This window comes from Arthrobacter ulcerisalmonis (assembly GCF_900609065.1).
Taxonomy (GTDB): domain Bacteria; phylum Actinomycetota; class Actinomycetes; order Actinomycetales; family Micrococcaceae; genus Arthrobacter; species Arthrobacter ulcerisalmonis.
The window spans coordinates 1-271 of sequence record NZ_UXAU01000069.1; the positions used below are offsets into that span (position 1 = coordinate 1).

Below are 271 nucleotides of genomic sequence, written 5' to 3' on the forward strand. Positions count from 1 at the left end.
GGGTGAGGTGGAGGGGTTTGGCCCGGTGCCAGCATCGGTGGCGCGGCGGTTGGTTGCTGATGGGGCGCAGTCGTTGTACAGGGTGTTGGTCGATCCCCGCGATGGGGCGCCGTTGGAGTTGGGCAGGACGAGGTACCGGTTATCGGAAGGACTGAAGCGGTGGATCCGGTTGCGTGATGGTGGGTGTACGTTCCCGGGGTGTAGTAATCAGTGTCTGGATAACGAGAATGATCACTTGACCGCGTGGGCTGACGGCGGCGGGACCGGGGTC

1 pseudogene is annotated in these 271 nt (G+C 63.8%); it reads left to right on the plus strand.

What is annotated here, in order from left to right:
* Nucleotides 1–271, plus strand: a pseudogene (locus tag PSET11_RS16550) (DUF222 domain-containing protein); the annotation flags it as partial.